The organism is Kocuria marina (genome assembly GCF_000786655.1).
GTDB lineage: Bacteria > Actinomycetota > Actinomycetes > Actinomycetales > Micrococcaceae > Kocuria > Kocuria marina_A.
Map to the genome: position 1 here is coordinate 14,974 of NZ_JROM01000048.1, position 15,145 is coordinate 30,118.

Consider the following 15,145-nt stretch of genomic DNA (forward strand, 5'->3'; position numbering starts at 1 on the left):
TTCCACGGCCTGCGCCGCGGCGCAGACGGACGACGCCCTCGCACCGCACGGTGCGAGGGCGTCGTTCATTCCTGCGAAACCCGTTCCGCCGGGGCGCGCGGGCTCAGAAGCCGAGGTCGTGCAGCGAGGACCGCATGGTCCCCGCTGACGCGCGCAGCTGCTGCTTCTCGGGCTCGCCCATGGGAATGCGCAGCTGCTGGCCCACACCGGCGCCCCCCACCACGGATGGCACGGACAGGGCCACGCCGCTCACGCCGTAGTAGTCCTCCAGCACGGTGGACACGGACAGCACCGACTGCTGGTCCTTGAGCACGGCCTCCGCGATACGCACCCCGGCCAGGCCGATCGCGTAGTTGGTGGCGCCCTTGCCCTCGATCACGCGGTAGGCGGCGTTGACCACCTGGTCCTTGAGCTCGTCCAGGCGCTCGGTGGTGAAGGGCCGGCGCCCGTCCACCTCCCACTCGCTGAGCGGCACCTGACCGATGCTCGCGGAGGACCACACGGGGAACTCGCTGTCCCCGTGCTCACCGATGATGTAGGCGTGCACGCTGCTGGTGTTCACCTGCGCCTCGCTGCCGATCAACCAGCGCAGCCGGGAGGTGTCCAGCACGGTGCCGGAGCTCATGATCCGCTGGTGGGGAAGCCCTGTGATCTGCTGGGCCACCACGGTGAGCACGTCGCACGGGTTGGTCACCAGCACGAAGACCGCCTGCGGCGCCTGCTCCACCAGTTGCGGCATGAGCGACTTGAGGATCGCGGTGTTCGCACCGGCCAAATCCAGGCGGGTCTGCCCCGGCTTCTGCTTGGCGCCCGCGGTCACGAAGATGATGTCCGCGTCCTTGAGCACGGCGACGTCGTCCGAGCCCTCCACCCGGACGCCCGGGGCGAACATCTGGCCGTGGGAGAGGTCAAGTGCCTCGGCCTCCACCTTGGCGGTCTGCAGGTCATAGAGGGCGATGTCCGTGGCCGTGCCCCGGATCATCGCGGCGTAGGCCAGGGATGTCCCCACGGATCCCGCCCCCACGATCCCGATCTTGGTGCGGCGCACGGTAGTTTCGTTTGACGGGCTCACGGCTCATTCTCCATTCGACGCGCTCGGTCCGACCGCGCCCGCGGGGGACCCACGAACCCGGATCAGCTGACGGGGACGGCGACGCCGTTCGGTGGCGTCCCGCGCGGTGGGCACCGCGCGGCCCCCACCCCATTTTCGGCCGCGACGGCGATGCCTGGCAATGAGCAGCCCACGTCGGGGCGGGGGTATCCCGCGCCGTCGTGGGCTGCGCTCTTACTCCGTGTACTACTCGGTCTCGCCTCGAAACCTGGCCGGTGTCCCGATGAGGGCAAATTTCCCGGTCACGCGGAGGCCGTGGCCAATTTTCCAGTCACTCTTAGACCACGGCCACATTTACAGGCACCTCCAGGCCACGAAAGCGACGTGATGCTGGCTTCCGCGTGCCCGAAAGTTCCCAGGTGGCGTGAACGTGACCGGGACTTCCCGGCACAACATGCAGTCACTCCCAGGCCAGGCACGAATTCCCAGGCACGCGGAGGCCACGACCGCATTTTCAGGCACTCCCGGGCCACGAAAGCCACGCGAAGCTGGCTCCCGCGTGCCCAAAAGTTCCCGAGTGGCCTGAACGTGACCCTGACCTCTCCGCTCAACGTGCGGGCGCTCCCGGGCCAGGGACAATTTCCCAGGCACCCGGAGGCCAGGGCTGTGCGCTCGGTGCGCCTCAGCAGTGATACGTGTCCGTGGGGGCCTCGAAGTGCATGTCATAGCCCTCCGGCAAGCGCATCCCGAATGCCGACGCCAGCCCCAACACCTTGCGGGCCCGGGCCAGTCGGGGCAGATCGGAACCGTTGCGGATCTGACCGCCCTCGGCCTCGAACTCCCCCAGGAAGTCGGTGGCCCAGGACAGCTCGCTCAGGGACGGCGAAAGCCCCTCGTTGACGGTCGCAGTCTGTTCCGGCATGAGGCACAGCTTGCCGGTCATCCCGAACTCCGTGGTCACACCGGTGGCCTCCGCGAGCTTCGCGCCGAGCGCCCCCACGGCCGGTCCGTCGATGGGCCCGGGCAGGTTCGCGGCACGCGAGGCGATGGTGAACTGCGAGCGCGTGTACGCCAGTGCCATGGGGTTCTCGCCGAAGCCCGTGTCACGGCGGTAGTCGCCGATCCCGAACGCCAAACGGTACGTGGACCGGGCCGTGGCGATGGCCTGGAGGTTCTGCACGCCGCGCGCGGTCTCCACGAGCGCCACGATGCGGGTCCCGCGCAGTAGTTCCGCCGTACGGGTCACGTGCTCCGGGGACTCGGTCATGGCCAGCATCACGCCGTCCAACCCGGGGACGTCCCGCAGGGCGCGGAGGTCGTCCTCCCACCACGCGGTACCGAAGCCGTTGATGCGCACCCACGCACGGTTCTGCTCGCCGTCCTCGGTGCGCGCGCCGAGCCATTCCAGGACGTTCTCCCGGGCCTGGGCCTTGTCCGCCGGGGCCACGGAGTCCTCCACGTCCAGGACGACGGCGTCCGCGGCGCTGTTCGCGGCGACGTCGAACCGTGCGGGCTGGGAACCGTTGACGAGCAGCCACGAGCGGGCGAGCTCGGGGCCCACGGTGAGGTTCTCGGTGGAGTCGATGGTCATGGTGGTGGTGTCCGGGATGGTGGTGGTCATGGTGTCACTTCGCGATCTGTGTCTGAGAACGGACGCGCCCCCGCGAGTCCCGGGTGCCGCCCGGGGTCCGATGTGTCACGACTGCCCGACGCGTGGGCGTCGGGCAGGTGCACCGATCCGGGTGAGCGGGAAATCGGGGTGGCGCAGGTCAGCCGAACGCACGGACCAACCTGAACGATGGGGTGGTTGGTGCGGGTCGTCTGCCAGTCGTGGTGCCCGGCGGCCTCGACATCCCTCGAATGCGCGGGCCGCGGCGCACGGTGATGCGCTCGGGCGTAAACGGTGACCCCACAGTAACCCAGCTCACACCTGATCTCAACCGGGGGTGGGTTCACCCGTCCCGCCGCAGCGCGCGGGAGGTCTTGGCTGTGGCCACCGCGTTCCACGGGTTCTCGGGCCAGGGGTGTTTTGGGTAGCGGCCGCGCATCTCCGCCCGGACCTGGGCGTAGGGCCCCGACCAGAAGGACGCGAGGTCGTCGGTGATCGCGAGCGTGCTCCGCCCCGGGGAGAGCAGGTGGAACTGCAGGGGCACGCGCCCGTCCACCACGCGCGGCGTCTGCGCCCACCCGAAACATTCCTGCAGTTTCACCGCTACCACCGGCGGCCGATCCGGTTCGTCCTCGGAGAAGACCGCCGGGTAGTCGATCCGGGCGGTGTTCCCGCTGGGGACCGTGAGCCGCTGCGGGACCAGCTCGTCCAAGCGCGCCGCCTCCGGCCAGGGCAGCAGCCTGCGCAGCGCATCGACCACGCGGATCGAGCGCAAGGACCCGCCACGGGCCACGTCCCGCAGTTCGGGGGCGAGCCATTCGGTCACGCGCTCGACCAGGGCGGCGTCGTCGACCGCGGGCCACGGGTCCCCCAGGTGGCGACGCAGCAGCGCGAGCCGGGCGCGCAGGCCCGTCGCGGCGTCGTCCCACGGGAGCAGGTCCGGGCCCTGCTCCTCGAACGCCGCGCGCATTGCGGGAACGGCGGTCTCCGGATCCGCCGTGACCGGGGTCGAGGACAACTCGATCGCGCCGAGTGAGCGCACCGACCGGGTGACCACCCGCCCGTTCGTGAAGTGCGCGCGTGTCTCTTCACGAGCCAGGTCCCCGGCGACGAGCAACGCGGTGTCCCGGTCCAGGGGCGCGGCCGCGCGGATCACCGCCCCGGTACCGGCGGCGGCCCGGCCCATGGCCCTGCTGAGTTCGGCCACGGCGAGCCATTCGTGGTGGCGCAGCGGACTGCCGGCCTCGAGTCCCGCGCGGGTCCCGGAGGCGAGCAACCATTGGTCCCCCGCTGCGTCCACCCTGCGCGCGAGCCATTCCGGGCGGGCCAGGCCCACGACGGCGCCCTTCCGCGCCTCCCGGGGCACGGACGGGTCCGCGGTGTCATGGGTGCCCGAGGCGAGCCGCTTCAGCCGAGTCACTTCCCGGTGCCACCGCTCGGATTCCGTTCCCCCGCCGGAACGCAACCGACGGACCAGGGCGGGGATGTCCGCGGAGGGTACGCGAGCGCCGTCGGCGAGCGCGGCGATCGTCTGCGCGGCACTCGTGCGACCGACGAGTTCGGCGCCGTCCAACAGCGCGCGGCCCCAGCGCGGTTCCACGGGCAGCGTGGCGAGCAATCGACCGAGGTCGGTGGCGTGGCCGCGCTCGTCCACCGCGCCAAGGCGGGTGAGCTCTGCCTCCGCATCCGCACGGGCACGAGGAGGTAGGGGATCCGGTAGGGCCAACCCCTCGCCGCCGGGGGTGCCCCACATCGCGAGCGTGAGGCTCGCGGACGTGAGGTCCGCGGTGCGCACCTCGGGGACGGTGTGGGCGGGCATGGCGCCCCAGGCGGCGTCGTCGTAGCAGCGCACGACCGTGCCCGGACCCTGACGCGCGGCGCGACCGGCGCGTTGCTGGGCGGACGCCTTGGACGCCGACACCGTGACGAGGCCGGAGATCCCGCGCCCGGCGTCACGGCGAGGTTGGCGGGCGAGGCCCGAATCCACCACGAGCCGCACGCCGTTGACCGTGAGCGAGGATTCCGCGAGCGCGGTGCTCACCACGATCCGGGGGCGCTCCCCCGGCGCGCGACCCGCCACGGCGCGGTCCTGCTCCCGCGGGGAGAGCTGGCCGTGCAGTTCCAGGACCTCGGCGCCCGTGAGCGAACGCAGCTGCGAGGCCACCCGGGCGACCTCCCGGGCGCCAGGCACGAACACGAGGGTGTCCACGGTGGGGTCTTCCCCGACGGCGCGTGCGTGGGCGTCCGCGGCAGTGCGTGCGACGTGATCGAGGAACGCGGGCGTCACGCCGCGCTCGTCGAGGCGCTGCGGCCCCGGCGCCCACAAGGTCTCCAGGGGGAACAGCGCGGACGGGCAGTCCACGACTGGCGCGGGCTCGTCCCCGCCGAGCAGCGCGGCGAACATCGGGGCGTCCACGGTCGCGGACATCGCCACGACCACGAGGTCCTCGCGCAGTTGCCGCAGGTCCGCGAGCATGCCCACGAGCAGATCGGTGTCCACGGCGCGCTCGTGCACCTCGTCCAGGATCACGGCCGCGGTGCCGGGCAGTTCCGGGTTCGTCAGCAGCCGCCGCACGAGGATCCCCGGGGTCACGAACTCGATCCGCGTCCCCTCCGACACCCGCCGTTCCCCGCGCACGCTCCAGCCAACGACGCCGCCCGCTTGCGTTCCCGTCAGCGCCGCCAGCCGGCGTGCCGCGGCCCGGGCGGCCACCCGGCGGGGCTGGACCACGACGACGCGGTGGGCGGCGGGATCCGCACCGGACACCCCTGTGAGGTTTTCCCGGACCGCGTTGGACACCACCGGCGGCACCAGGGTGGTTTTGCCGGTTCCCGGCGGGGCCTGCACCACGGCCACGCCCCCGTGCAGCGCCTCCTGCAGAGCCGGCACGGACTCCGCGAACGGCAGACCCCGGCCGATCCGGCGGACGTCGAACAGGGCGGCACTCATGGGCTCCAGTATGGCCGAGCCCCCGGACGCGATTGTTAGGGTGTGCAGCCACCGACGGAAAGGTGGACATGGACTTCCCGGCGGTCAACGCACCGCCCCGGCCACCTGCCTAGAGTGGTACCCATGACCAACGCGCAGCTTCCCGAGCAGGTATCCGAGATCTTCGACCCGCAGCAGTGGCGTCCGGTGCAGGGCTTCGAGGACCTGCAGGACATCACCTACCACCGCGGTGTGGAACGGGACGGGAACGGGGACGCGGTGAGGGATCTGCCGTGGGTGCGGATCGCGTTCGACCGCCCCGAGGTGCGCAACGCATTCCGTCCCGGGACCGTGGACGAGCTGTACCGCAGCCTGGATCACGCCCGGATGTCCTCGGACGTGGGCGCCGTGATCCTCACGGGCAACGGCCCCTCCGCCAAGGACGGCGGATGGGCGTTCTGCTCGGGCGGCGATCAGCGCATCCGTGGCAGGGACGGCTACCACTACGCCGAGGGTGAGACCGCGGACTCCATCGACCCGGCCCGCGCCGGGCGCCTGCACATCCTGGAGGTCCAACGGCTGATCCGCACCATGCCCAAGGTCGTCATCGCCGCGGTCTCCGGGTGGGCCGCGGGCGGCGGTCACTCGCTGCACGTGGTGTGCGACCTCACCATCGCGTCGAGCGAGCACGGCAAGTTCAAGCAGACGGACGCGACCGTGGGCTCGTTCGACGCCGGCTACGGTTCCGCGTTGCTGGCCCGCCAGGTGGGCCAGAAGTTCGCGCGCGAGATCTTCTTCCTCGCGGATGAATATTCCACCGAGGACATGCACCGGATGGGCGCGGTCAACCAGGTGGTCCCGCATGCGGACCTCGAGACGACGAGCGTCGAGTGGGCCCGCAAGATCACCGCTCAGTCCCCGCAAGCCGTCCGGATGCTCAAGTACGCGTTCAACCTCCCGGATGACGGCATGGTCGGCCAGCAGGTCTTCGCGGGCGAGGCCACCCGCATGGGTTACATGACCGACGAGGCCGTCGAGGGCCGGGACGCCTTCCTCCAGAAGCGCGATCCCGACTGGTCCGCGTTCCCCTACTACTTCTGAGCATCGCGGCATGTCGGATTATCCGGATGATCCCACGTTGCCGGGCGACCCCCTCCCGGCACCCGAGGCGCGGGCGCTGCCGAGCGACGTCGTCACCCTGGACGGGCCCGTCCCTGGGGGTCCGCTCGAGCTCGTACCGCGCCTGACCGCGGCCCTGTCCCGACCGGGCCCCGCGGTGATCGTGGCGACGTCCGGTTCCACCGGCCGACCCAAGAAGACCGTGCTGAGCACCGAAGCGCTCACGGCCTCCGGTCGCGCCACCGAGCGCGCCACGGCGGGCCCCGGCCAGTGGTTGCTGTGCCTACCGGCGCACTACGTTGCGGGCGTCCAGGTGCTGGCCCGCTCCGTGCTCGCGAGCACGCACCCGGTCGCCATCCCCACCGAGCATTTCACCCCCGCCGCGTTCGCGGACGCCGCGCAGCAGCTCACTCACCCGGTGCGCTACGTCTCGGTGGTGCCCACGCAGCTGCAGCGCATCCTGGACCCGCGCGACGGCGCACCCGACCCGCGCGCCGTCGCCGCCCTCGCGCGCTTCGACGCCGTCCTCGTGGGCGGTTCCGCGCTGTCCCCCGACCTCGCCGCGCGCGCCGCGGACGCGGGCGTGCGCGTGGTGCGCACGTACGGGATGTCGGAGACGTGCGGGGGCTGCGTGTACGACGACGCCGCGCTCGACGCCGTCACCGCCGGGATCGTCCCCGATGGCGCACCGTCCAGCGCCGTACCCGACCCGAACGAGCGTCGGGAGGGCCGGATCTGGCTGGGCGGGGAGGCCGTGGCCGACGGCTACCTGGACGATCCCGCCCAGACCGCGAACCACTTCCGGATGATCGACGGCGTGCGCTGGTACCGCACGGACGACCTCGGTGTGCTGCGCGAGGACGGGACGCTCACGGTGCTGGGCCGCACGGACGACGTCATCAACACCGGCGGGGTGAAGGTCTCCGCGGGACAGGTCGCGGCCGAACTGCAGCGCGATGAGCGGGTCCGCCAGGCACTCGTCCTCGCGGTGCCGCACCCGGAGTGGGGGCAGGCGGTCGCGGCGGTGATCGCGCTGCGGGAGGGCTCGGACTACCGCGCCGTGGAGCGTGAGCTGTCCTCGGCGATCCGGGACGAACTCGGCGCACCCGCGGTGCCCAAGCTGTGGCGTCGCGTGGCGCAACTGCCCATGCTGGCCACGGGGAAACCCGACCGCCGTTCCGCCGAAGCGTTGTTCGCCAGCCCCGATGTATAGCGCGCCGGCGTTCCACGGGGCCGGGGTGTGGCTGCCGACCGCGACAGGCCGGGCGGTCCTGCGCGACGCCCCCACGGACGGGACGAGGTGACATCATGCCCGCGCACTCCCTCGACCTGGTGCTCTCCCCCGCCTCAGATGATCTGATCCGCTCGCGGTGGGCGGCACTGCACGGGGCCGGTCTACCGAGCCTCGCCACGCATCGCGGTGCGTCCAACGCCCCGCACATCACCGCACTGTCCGCGCCCTCGATGCCCGAACACGTCCTGGCCCGAGCACGGGAGATGTTCTCCGCATTGTTGCCGTGTTCCGTGGACATCCCTGGGTTGCTCGTTGTGGGGCACGGGCCGTTCGTGCTCGCGGAGTCGGTGATCGTGCCACCCGGGGTCACGGAGGCCGTCCGCGAGCTGGAACGGATCGCGGCGGAGTCCCGACCCCCGGCGCGCCCGTGGGTTCCGCACCTGACCCTGGGTAAGCGACTCACCGCCGCTCAGGTGGGTGAGGCCCTGGAAGTACTCGCAGACGTGCCCGCACCGCGCGCGGTCGAGATCACGGGCCTGCGACGGTGGGATCCCGACCAGCGCGTCACCGCCATGGTGGCGGGCTGAACCGGACCGGGCGGCTTACCGCGTTCGCGCCGTCGTCATCCCTTGGGCTCGGCGAGACCGCGCATGTCTGACGCACTCAGGCGCCCCAGCGCCCGACCGGAATCCGCGACCGCCTCCACGGCCGGGCCGCTGAGACCGCCTGGGCTCATCGTGTCCCCGGAACGTGTGCACGTGCACAGCGCGTGAAACAATGACACGAACCCGTCCCCGTTCTCGAAAGGTTGCACCGTGGCCACACCAGCTCAGTGGGTCGAGGGAGCACGTCTGCGTACGCTTCCCATGGCCGCGGCCCCCGTGATCGCCGGCACCGCCGCCGCCCAGTGGATGGCTGCCGCACGGTTGGGCCCCGCGGTCCTCGCGCTGCTGGTCGCGCTGTTCCTGCAGATCGGGGTGAACTACGCCAACGACTACTCGGACGGCGTGCGCGGGACGGACGACGATCGCGTGGGCCCGTTGCGTCTGACCGGCTCCGGTGCGGCATCCCCCCGCGAGGTCAAGACCGCGGCGTTCGTGTGCTTCGGGCTGGCCGCGCTCGCGGGCATCGCGCTCGTGGTGGTCTCCCAGCAGTGGTGGCTCGCCGCGGTGGGTGTCCTGGCGATCCTCGCGGCATGGGGCTACACGGGTGGCAAGAAGCCCTACGGGTACATGGGACTCGGCGATCTCTTCGTGTTCATCTTCTTCGGTCTCGTGGCCACCCTGGGTACCACGATCACCCAGGCCGGGCGGCTCAACCTGGAGTCGTGGGTCCTGGCGATCTCCACCGGGCTGTTCGCGTGCGCGCTGCTCATGGCCAACAATGTCCGGGACATCCCCGGGGACCGCGCCGTGGGCAAGAAGACCTTGGCCGTGCGTCTGGGCGATCCGAAGGCCCGGCTCACGTTCACCACGGAGCTGTTCGTGGGGATGGTCCTGCCGTTGCTGCTCGTGCCCCACAACCCGTGGGTGCTGCTGATTTATGCCGTGACGCCACTGGCCATCGGCGCGGCCGTGACCGTGCTCAGGACCACCGACCGGCGCGAGCTGATCCCCGTGCTCAAGCAGTGCGGTTTCATCAACCTGGGAGTGACCGTGCTCTACGCGATCGCAGTGCTGGTGCACCAGTACCTGGGCTGACACTCCCCGCCGCTTGAATCATGGCGTCGCGCTCCGGGTGTGCGCCATCGCGACCGCTGAAGTGCCCCGGGCCAGAACCCCGCGGGCGGACGCTCAGACGTCCTTGCGAGCCTCGCGGTCCGTGTAGGAGTCCTCGATTTCCTGGTCCTCCAGGGCCACCCGGTTGGTGGGCTTGGGGGTGCGTGAGATCCATCGGTGGAAGTCCTGGCCCGCGGCGTAATGCAGCTTGGGGAAGAAGATGTAGCAGATCGCGAAGGCCGCCACCACGGCCGCAATCCCGGAGAAGACCAACCCCAGCCCCAGGTACATGCACAGCAGGAAGAGCACCACCAGGATGCCCAGGCGCAGCAGGGAATACTTCACGAAGTTCACCCGACCATTCTACGGGCCCGCCCTGGGTGCTTCCCGGGCACCGTAGTTGCCTGCGAGAAGCCCCGATCTGGACAGGACGTTGCCCGTGCGGGGCATCTGCCTCGGACGCCCTCCCCGCTCAAGGCCCCGGCCCTGGTCAGGGCGCCTTCCTGCCCGGGCCCGATCCGGACGGGACGCGCTCCCCCACCCGCCGCGCTGACCCGAAGAGGAACTGCCCAGTCCACTCCCCTAGGATGATCCGCATGGGCAGAGCGATCCTGATCATCGGAGCAGGCGCCCTCGCTGTGGGCGTCATCATTTACGCGCTCATCGAGTGCGCGCAGTCGGACAAGTACGCCGTGCGGGCCATTCCCAAGTGGGGTTGGCTGTTGGTGATCCTGCTGTTGCCGGTGGTCGGGGCGGTGCTGTGGCTCTTCTTCGGCCGCCCCCGCAAGGACGACGCCGCCCGCGAACCCCAGCGCGGCCGCGGCCCGGACGACGACCCCCAGTTCCTGCGCAACCTCGAGGAGCGGCGCAAGCAACAGGAACGCGCTCGCAAGCTCCAGGAATGGGAGAACGAACTCAAGCGCACCGGTCGCGCCCCGGGCGAACGCCCCGACGCCGAGGAACCGGTGTTGGATCCCTCCGACCCGCGCCTCGCTGCTCCCTCCCCCGACCACCCGGCGGATGATGTCCGCGCGAACGACCCGGACGACGTCGCCCCCCGCAGCGGCTCCCACTCGGAAGACTCAGACGCCCCCCGGGACGATCCCGACGCGGACGGCCTGGACCCCGACGATCCGCGCGGCGACGACTCGCGTCCCGGTGGTTCCACTCCCCGCTAACGAGCCCGAGATACCCCCTGAACATGACGTGAGCCCCGCCCCATGAGGGACGGGGCTCACCTGTTTCGCGAACTCGTGTCACGGGCTCATGCCCGCGGAGGACTTACAGGCCCGAGTACGAGTGCAGGCCCGGGAACAGCGTGTTGACCACCGTGAAGTTGAAGACCACGCACAGGTAGCCCGCGATCGACAGCCACGCGGAGCGGTTGCCGTTCCAGCCGCGGGTCACGCGCGCGTGCATGTAGGCGGCGTAGACGGTCCACACCACGAAGGTCCAGACCTCCTTGGTGTCCCAGCCCCAGAACCGGCCCCAGGCCTGATCCGCCCAGATGGCACCGGCGGCCAGGGTGAAGGTCCAGAACACGAAGCCCACGGAGTTGAGCCGGAACGAGAAGTTCTCGAGCGTCACGGACGTGGGCACGGCCCGCAGGAAGCCCAGACGGGAGTCCTCGCCGGTGGCCAGCTTCTTCTCGCGACGGGACTGCAGCAACTGCAGCACGGCCATCGCGAACGTGATGGTGAAGATCCCGGAGGCCGCGACCGCGATGGACACGTGGATGATGAGCCAGTAGGACTGCAGCGCGGGCTGCAGGGGGGACACGGGGGTCGGGAACGCGATCGTGGCCAGGCACAGCATGATGAGCACCAGGCCGGAGACCATGGGGCCCACGAAGCGCAGGTCCTTGAAGAACAGCGTCACGAGGTACACGCCGGCCACCACCAGGGCGCCCGTGGTGCAGAACTCGTACATGTTGGCCCACGGCACACGGTCCGCGGCGACACCGCGGGAGACCACCGCGAACGCGTGCAGCAGGAACGCGATGACCATGAGGGTCACGGCCACGCGGGCCGCCGGGCGGCGGCTGTTGTGCTTGTAGTCCAGCGCCTCGAACTCGTTCACGCCCTTGGCGCCGTCCGCCGAGGTCCGGAACTCGTCCGCGACGGACTCACCGGTCCCCGCACCACCGCGGGTCGCACCCCCGCTGGACGAGCCGGCGGTCGTGGAGCCAGAATGCGCGGCCGTGGCGCCCACGAGCTCCTTGGCCCCCTCGGCGGTGTTCCCGCGCCGGGAGCGTTCCGTCAACCCGAGGGTCTTGGAGTGGGAGGCCATGTCCCACACGAATGCCACGAACACCACCAGGTAGGTCATGGCGGCCAGGAGCATGAACCATTCGCTCCAGTTGCCCAAGGTCACGTTGATGTTGCTACCCATTAGTTCACGCCTTATCCGACGAATTCAGGTGGAACTCCCGCACGCCGCGGTCCTCCCACAATGACGTCCACAGAGCCGTTAGTTTTTCCGCTTCCGCGCCCAAGCGGTGGTCCTCGCCACGCGCCAACAGTCCGTACTCCAGAACAGTACACCGCACCCCGTTGGCGTCCTCCGTGGTCGTGGCCCGCACCCACGCCCTGCGGCGAGCGATGAACAGGCTCATGATGAGCCCGACGAACGCGAGCACGAAGGAGATGAACGCCGGGATCCGACCGGGGTCGCTGTGCACGTCCAGGCCCACGTAGCGCTTCACGTCCAGGAACTCCACGCTGCCTTTGCCGTTCGGCAACTGCACCTCGCGGTGCTGACCGTCCAACAGGATGGGCCCGTTGGCCGAGGTCATGGAGTTGAGTTCCGTGAGGTTCTCGGTGTTGAGCACGTACACGTTCTGCGGTTGCCCGCTGTCCAGGCCCAGGTCCCCGTAGAACGAGGACAGGATCAGCGCGGGGTTGTTCAGCGCGGGGTCCGCGGAGCGCGGGATCTCTCCCGGCTCCGAGACGGCCGTGGGCAACAACAACCCCACGAACCCGAGCTGATCGGGGCGGGCGTCCGGGACCTTGAGGGTCAGCGAGGACGTGTACACGGAGTCCGAGGGGACCGTGACCACGGGGCCCTCGTAGGCCACGTTGCCCTCCCCGTCCGTCACGCGGATCACGGGCGCGTAGCCGTTGCCCACGAGGTACACCTTGGTGCCGTTGACGTTGAGGGGCTTGTTGACCGCGAGGTTGACGTCCTGGGGTGTGGCCCCGGGTTCGTCCGTGACGGTCAGGTCCGCGTTGAAGTCGGTGGGCTGGCCGTAGTGCCGGGGATCGGAGGTGTCCCGGTTGAACGTGGCCTGGAAGTTGTTGAGCCGCACCGAGAAGGGGTTGAGCCAGTCCGGGTCGAAATTGGTGCCGGGGTTGAAGGAGTCGTAGTCCACGAGGGTGTTCACGAAGGACTCCCCCTCCACGATGATCTTCTGCCCCTTATACCCGAACAGGGCCCCGATCGCCACGGAGACCAACACGCCCAGCAGTGCCACGTGGAAGAGGATGTTGCCCACTTCCTTGAGCATCCCGCGCTCGGCCGCGACCGACGGCGCCGCGGAGCCCAGGTCCTGCATCTGCACCCGGTAGCCGCGCTTCTTCAGAGCGGCGGCGGCCTGCTCGACGGCGTCGTCCGGGGAAGGTGCGGCAGCGCCGTCGCGCCCGCCCAGCATGACCTTGCGGTACTGCGGCAACCGGGAGATCCGGCGCGGGGTGCGCGGCGGTTTGGAACGCCACGCCTTGAAGTGCTGGACGGCGCGCGGGAGCACGCAGCCCACGAGCGAGATGAACAGCAGGAGGTAGATCGCGGAGAACCAGTAGGAGGAGAAGACGTCGAACAGCTGCAAGCGGTCCAACCACGGACCCATGGTGGGGTTCGCCTCGATGTAGCTGGTCACCGCGTCCGGGTCCTGGACCCGCTGGGGGAACAACGATCCCGGGACCGCCGCGATCGCGAGCAACAACAGCAGCACGAGGGCCGTGGACATCTTGGTCAGTTGCCGCCAGGCCCACCGGGCCATGCCGAGGGGTCCCAGTGCGGGGACCTCCACGTCGGAACGCTGCGCCTTCTTCGGGCGCGGCGTGCGCGTCTCGGTCATATCGGCATCACCCAATCGGTTACGAATTCGGACTGGACCCACGAGACCAGTGCGGACCACACGCCCGTGGCCATGGCGGCCCCGATGAGCACGAGCACGGCACCGCCCACGCGCTGCAGCGTGAGACGGTGCCTGCGGAAGAAGGACATGGCCCCCATACCCCGGCGCAACGCCAAGGCGATCAGCACGAACGGGACGCCCAGACCCAGGCAGTAGGCGGTGGTGAGCACCACGGCCTTGCCGGTGGACGCGCCGTCCACGTAGACGAGCGCCTGCACCGCGGCGAAGGTCGGGCCGATGCACGGCGCCCACCCGAGACCGAAGGTCATTCCCAGGAGGGGCGCACCCCACAGCCCCGGGGGCGGGCGGCGCTCGATCTTGCGGTCACGCTGGAACCACGAGAAACCACCCATGAAGACCACGCCCATGAGCATCACGAGGATCCCGAGCACCACCATGATCCACTGCTGGCCCAGCAGCCACGCGAACGCGCCGAGCTGCGCGAGCACCACGGACATCAGCACGAACACCGCGGAGAACCCCAGGACGAACAGCACCACGCCCGTGAGGATCCGCCCGCGCCGCTGTTCCCGCAGGTCCACCCCGGTGAGCCCGGTGATGTAGCCCAGGTACCCGGGTACCAGGGGCAGCACGCACGGTGAGGCGAAGGAGACGAATCCCGCGAGCAGCGCCACGGGCAGCGCGGCAATCAGTGAACCGTCGAGGATGACCTCGGCGAAGGGATTGCCGTTCATGCGGACTCAGTCACCGTGTCCTTGATCAAGGCGTCCAGGGTGGATTTGTCCGCCTTGCCCAGCACACGGGCGGCCACGCGACCCTGCTCGTCCAGCACGAGGGTCGTGGGGACGGCCTGCGGCGGGACGTAGTCGCTCAACGCGAGCAGCACGGCCCCGTTGAGGTCGGACGCGGAGGGGTAGTCCACCCCGTAGTTGCGCTCGAACGCCTCCGCGGTGGGTTGCTGGTCGCGCAGGTTCACGCCCAGGAACTGCGCGCGGTCCTGGTACTCGTGGTGCAGGGCCACGAGGTCCGGGGCCTCCGCGCGGCACGGCGCGCACCCGGCGTACCAGAAGTTCACGACGGCGGGCTTGCCGCGCAGGCTCTCGGCGCTCACGGTGCTGCCGTCGAACATCTCGGCCTCGAACTGCACGGGTTCCCCGCGCTGCTCCGGCGCGTACTCGCTCACGGAACCGTCACCGGCCACGTATCCCTTCTCGCCCCCGGCGTTGGCCTGCTGGGCGAGGCTGTCGTTGCCCGAGGACGAGCACCCCGCGAGCGCGAGCCCCAGACACGCCACCACGGCGACCGCTCCCGTGCGCACTCGGGCACGGGCGGGCAGGGAACGGGCGGATGAAGAACGCGGAGAAGTCATGAGGAGAACACCTGGGAAGA

General features: G+C 70.2%; 13 protein-coding genes. 5 read left to right on the top strand and 8 right to left on the bottom strand.

The features are described from left to right. Positions 1-103: 103 nt before the first annotated feature. The 3 genes from AS25_RS11030 to hrpB form a co-directional block, all read right to left on the bottom strand. Entirely contained in the window at positions 104-1,072 is a 969-nt protein-coding gene (locus AS25_RS11030; RefSeq protein WP_035965109.1) for an L-lactate dehydrogenase, read from the bottom strand. 661 nt (positions 1,073-1,733) lie between these two features. Continuing rightward, positions 1,734-2,672 (bottom strand): HpcH/HpaI aldolase/citrate lyase family protein, encoded by a 939-nt coding sequence (locus AS25_RS11035; RefSeq protein WP_052160940.1) that lies wholly within the window; start codon positions 2,670-2,672, stop codon positions 1,734-1,736. A gap of 331 nt (positions 2,673-3,003) precedes the next feature. Beyond that, positions 3,004-5,610 (bottom strand): ATP-dependent helicase HrpB, encoded by a 2,607-nt coding sequence (gene hrpB, locus AS25_RS11040; protein ID WP_035965111.1) that lies wholly within the window; start codon positions 5,608-5,610, stop codon positions 3,004-3,006. 123 nt (positions 5,611-5,733) lie between these two features. Here hrpB and AS25_RS11045 point away from each other — a divergent pair, with 123 nt between their 5' ends. The 4 genes from AS25_RS11045 (at position 5,734) to AS25_RS11060 (ending at position 9,642) form a co-directional block, all read left to right on the top strand. Then, complete coding sequence (locus tag AS25_RS11045) at positions 5,734-6,690, top strand: 1,4-dihydroxy-2-naphthoyl-CoA synthase (protein WP_035965113.1); 957 nt, start codon at positions 5,734-5,736, stop codon at positions 6,688-6,690. 10 nt (positions 6,691-6,700) lie between these two features. Further along, the gene (locus tag AS25_RS11050; protein ID WP_084118170.1) at positions 6,701-7,921 is read left to right on the top strand and encodes an AMP-binding protein; all 1,221 of its coding nucleotides are present in this window, start codon (positions 6,701-6,703) and stop codon (positions 7,919-7,921) included. 95 nt (positions 7,922-8,016) lie between these two features. Beyond that, positions 8,017-8,529 carry a 2'-5' RNA ligase family protein gene (locus AS25_RS11055; RefSeq protein ID WP_035965114.1) on the top strand — a complete coding sequence of 171 codons (513 nt, stop codon included), beginning with the start codon at positions 8,017-8,019 and terminating at the stop codon, positions 8,527-8,529. A 228-nt stretch (positions 8,530-8,757) separates the two neighbouring features. Further along, positions 8,758-9,642: a 1,4-dihydroxy-2-naphthoate polyprenyltransferase gene (locus tag AS25_RS11060; protein ID WP_035965116.1), complete on the top strand. Its 885-nt coding sequence runs from the start codon at positions 8,758-8,760 to the stop codon at positions 9,640-9,642. Between the two features lie 93 nt (positions 9,643-9,735). On the opposite strand, the gene AS25_RS11065 is transcribed toward AS25_RS11060, so the two are convergent. Beyond that, the gene (locus AS25_RS11065; protein ID WP_035965117.1) at positions 9,736-10,014 is read right to left on the bottom strand and encodes a DUF4229 domain-containing protein; all 279 of its coding nucleotides are present in this window, start codon (positions 10,012-10,014) and stop codon (positions 9,736-9,738) included. A 242-nt stretch (positions 10,015-10,256) separates the two neighbouring features. On the opposite strand from AS25_RS11065, the gene AS25_RS15325 reads away from it, so the two are divergent. Next, complete coding sequence (locus tag AS25_RS15325; RefSeq protein WP_084118177.1) at positions 10,257-10,838, top strand: PLDc N-terminal domain-containing protein; 582 nt, start codon at positions 10,257-10,259, stop codon at positions 10,836-10,838. A gap of 103 nt (positions 10,839-10,941) precedes the next feature. Here AS25_RS15325 and ccsB read toward each other — a convergent pair whose 3' ends face one another. Genes ccsB through AS25_RS11090 form a run of 4 tightly spaced genes read right to left on the bottom strand, consistent with a single transcriptional unit; the run spans position 10,942 to position 15,125 of the window. Then, complete coding sequence (gene ccsB / locus AS25_RS11075; RefSeq protein WP_035965119.1) at positions 10,942-12,051, bottom strand: c-type cytochrome biogenesis protein CcsB; 1,110 nt, start codon at positions 12,049-12,051, stop codon at positions 10,942-10,944. A 4-nt stretch (positions 12,052-12,055) separates the two neighbouring features. Next, on the bottom strand, positions 12,056-13,735 hold the full coding sequence (gene resB / locus AS25_RS11080) for a cytochrome c biogenesis protein ResB (RefSeq protein ID WP_035965121.1): 1,680 nt from the start codon (positions 13,733-13,735) through the stop codon (positions 12,056-12,058). Then, on the bottom strand, positions 13,732-14,490 hold the full coding sequence (locus AS25_RS11085) for a cytochrome c biogenesis CcdA family protein (RefSeq protein WP_035965122.1): 759 nt from the start codon (positions 14,488-14,490) through the stop codon (positions 13,732-13,734). Before AS25_RS11085 ends, resB begins: the two co-directional genes overlap by 4 nt. After that, on the bottom strand, positions 14,487-15,125 hold the full coding sequence (locus AS25_RS11090; RefSeq protein WP_035965124.1) for a TlpA family protein disulfide reductase: 639 nt from the start codon (positions 15,123-15,125) through the stop codon (positions 14,487-14,489). Before AS25_RS11090 ends, AS25_RS11085 begins: the two co-directional genes overlap by 4 nt. Positions 15,126-15,145: the final 20 nt, after the last annotated feature.